The organism is Streptomyces sp. NPDC000229, assembly GCF_040300825.1.
Taxonomy (GTDB): domain Bacteria; phylum Actinomycetota; class Actinomycetes; order Streptomycetales; family Streptomycetaceae; genus Streptomyces.
On the sequence record NZ_JBEPEL010000161.1, the window covers coordinates 1 to 2,650 of the forward strand.

The 2,650-nt window shown below is 74.6% G+C and carries 2 protein-coding genes; one reads left to right on the forward strand and one right to left on the reverse strand.

Annotated elements, in window-relative coordinates:
- Positions 1-85 precede the first annotated feature (85 nt).
- Complete coding sequence (locus ABT360_RS35215; RefSeq protein WP_351825825.1) at positions 86-1,285, reverse strand: MFS transporter; 1,200 nt, start codon at positions 1,283-1,285, stop codon at positions 86-88.
- Positions 1,286-1,392: 107 nt separating this feature from the next.
- Here ABT360_RS35215 and ABT360_RS35220 point away from each other — a divergent pair.
- Positions 1,393-2,650: ROK family transcriptional regulator (locus ABT360_RS35220; RefSeq protein ID WP_351825823.1), on the forward strand; the 1,258-nt coding region annotated here is incomplete at its 3' end.

Below are 2,650 nucleotides of genomic sequence, written 5' to 3' on the forward strand. Positions count from 1 at the left end.
ACTGCGGAGCATTGGCGACCGACGACAACGCCGCGAGGTGCGGTGTCCAGGCGTCACGAGCCCAGCAAGATCCGAACGAGAGGCCCTAGCGGCGGCTCTTCGTGGTCGGCGCCGTGCCGGTGGCCGCGCGGGCCTTCCGGTCGCCCGTGCCGAGCACTCCCGCGCCCAGGACCAGGCCGAAGGCCAGCAGGGTGACCAGTCCGAACGACACGGTCAGGGACGTCACATCGGCCACCCCGCCGATCGCCGACGGGGCGATGAGACCCGAGGTGTACGTGATGGTGGCGACGCCCGCGATCGCCTGGCTGGGGTTGGGCCCGCTGCGTCCGGCGGCCGCGAAGGCCAGTGGGACGACGACGGCCACGCCCAGCCCGAGCAGCCCGAAGCCCGCCAGCGCGGCCGCCGGGTGCGGCACGACGACCACCAGGGCGCCGCCCGCCGTCGCCGCGAAGCCTCCGGCCCGTACCGTGCGCACCGCGCCGAACCGGTCCACGACCCTGTCGCCCACCAGCCGGGCCACCGCCATGGTCAGGGCGAACGCGGTGGTCGACGCGGCCGCGAGGCCCGCCGACGTACCCAGCTCGTCCCGCAGATAGACCGCCGACCAGTCCAGGCTGGCGCCCTCCGCGAACACCCCGCAGAACCCGATCGCGCCGATCACCAGGGCCGACCTGGGCGGCAGCGTGAACCGGGGCGGCGGCTCCTCGTCCGGGGCGCTGCGCAGGTCCAGTACGCCCTGGCAGAACAGCACGCCCAGGACGGTGAGCACGAGCGCCGCGATCACATGGTGCAGCCGGGCGTCGCTGCCCAGGTGCGCGGCGAGCGTGCCGGAGGCCGAACCGATCAGGGCGCCGAGGCTCCACATGCCGTGCAGACTGGACATGATCGACTTGTCGAGCCGGTTCTCGACCTCGACCCCCAGCGCGTTCATGGCCACATCGGACATTCCGGCGGTGACCCCGAAGACGAAGAGCGCGCCGCACAGGGTGTAGACGTTGGGCGCGAGGGCGGGCAGGACCAGCGACAGCGTCCACAGAGCGAGCAGCCCGCGCAGCGCGGGCCGGGCGCCGAACCGGTGGCTGATCGCGCCCGCCAGCGGCATCGCCGCCGAGGCGCCCAGGGCCGGGAAGGCCAGCGCGAGGCCCAGTTGGCCGGCGCTGACGCCCGCGTGGTCCTGGATCCAGGGGATGCGCGTGGCGAAGCTGCCGGTGACGGCGCCGTGCACGCAGAAGACGGCGGCCACGGCGAACCGCGCCCGCCTCAGCCGCTGCCTGCCGAACACCATGTCCTGTGCCACGGGCCCTCCCCGGTCGTGCGTCTCCGCAGGCGGTAAATTATCAGGAACCCTGCCTGATAGTAAGTTGGTATGACGAGTTCTGAGAGGATCACGTCATGCCCGCATCGCCCAGCACCGCACGGGCCATCAACGACCGGCTCGCCCTGCGACTCCTCCAGGACCAGGGGCCGTTGACGGCAGGTCAGCTCAAAACCCTCACCGGACTGTCCCGGCCCACCGTCGCCGACCTCGTCGAACGGCTCCAGGGCTCCGGACTCGTCCAGGTGGTCGGGGAATCGGGCACCGAACGGCGCGGCCCCAACGCCCGGCTGTACGGGATCGTCGCCGACCGCGCCCACCTCGCCGCCCTCGACGTACGCACCACCAGCGTCTCCGTGGTCGTCACCGACCTGCTGGGCGCCACCCTCGCCGAGGCCTCCCTGCCCATGGAGGGCCACAGCGACGAGCCGGCCGTGGAGCGCGCGGTGGCGCTGCTGGAGCGGACGGTGGCCGAGGCCGGTGTACGAGGGCTGCACACCGTCGGTATCGGGGCGCCCGGTCTGATCGACCCGGCCACGGGTGAGCTGCGCGACTCGACGGGCCTCCCGGCCTGGCACCGCAGGCTCGTGACCGTCCTCCAGGAACGGCTGCCCGCGAACGTCCTCGTCGAGAACGAGACCAATCTCGCGGCCGTTGCGGAGCAGCGGGAAGGTGCCGCGCGCGACTGCGACACGTTCGTCCTGCTGTGGCTCGGTCACGGCGTCGGCGCGGCCGTCCTGCTGGACGGCAGGCTGCGGCGCGGCGCGTCGGGCGGCGCCGGTGAGATCGGGTTCCTGCCCGTCCCGGGCACCGGCGCGCTGCCCTCGGCCACCGGTTGCGACGGCGGGTTCCACGCGCTGGCCGGCTCGTCGGCGATCCGCTCACTGGCGGCGGAGCACGGCATCGAGGCCGCCGCCGACCGGGGCGAGGAGCCGCCCGGCGCCGTGGCCGTGCGGATGGCCCTGGCCGCCGGGGCGGAGGAGTTCCTGGACGCCCTCGCCGACCGGCTGGCCCTCGGGGTGGCCGCCGTCAGCGCCCTGCTCGACCCCGGCTGCGTCGTCCTGGGCGGCGAGTCCGGCCACGCGGGAGGTCCGGAGCTGGCCGCCCGCGTCGAGAACCGGCTGGCCGCCCTGTCCCCGCTGCGTACCGAGGTCCGGGCGAGCGCCCTGGGCGGCACGGCGGTCCTGCGCGGCGCGCTGCTCACGGTCCGCGACGCCGCCCAGGACGAGCTGTTCGCCCCCACGGCGCCCGCGGCCCGCGCGACCACCACGTCCTCCACGGCGCCCGCGGCCCGCGCGACCACCACGTCCTCCACGGCGCGGACCTGGGAGCGGT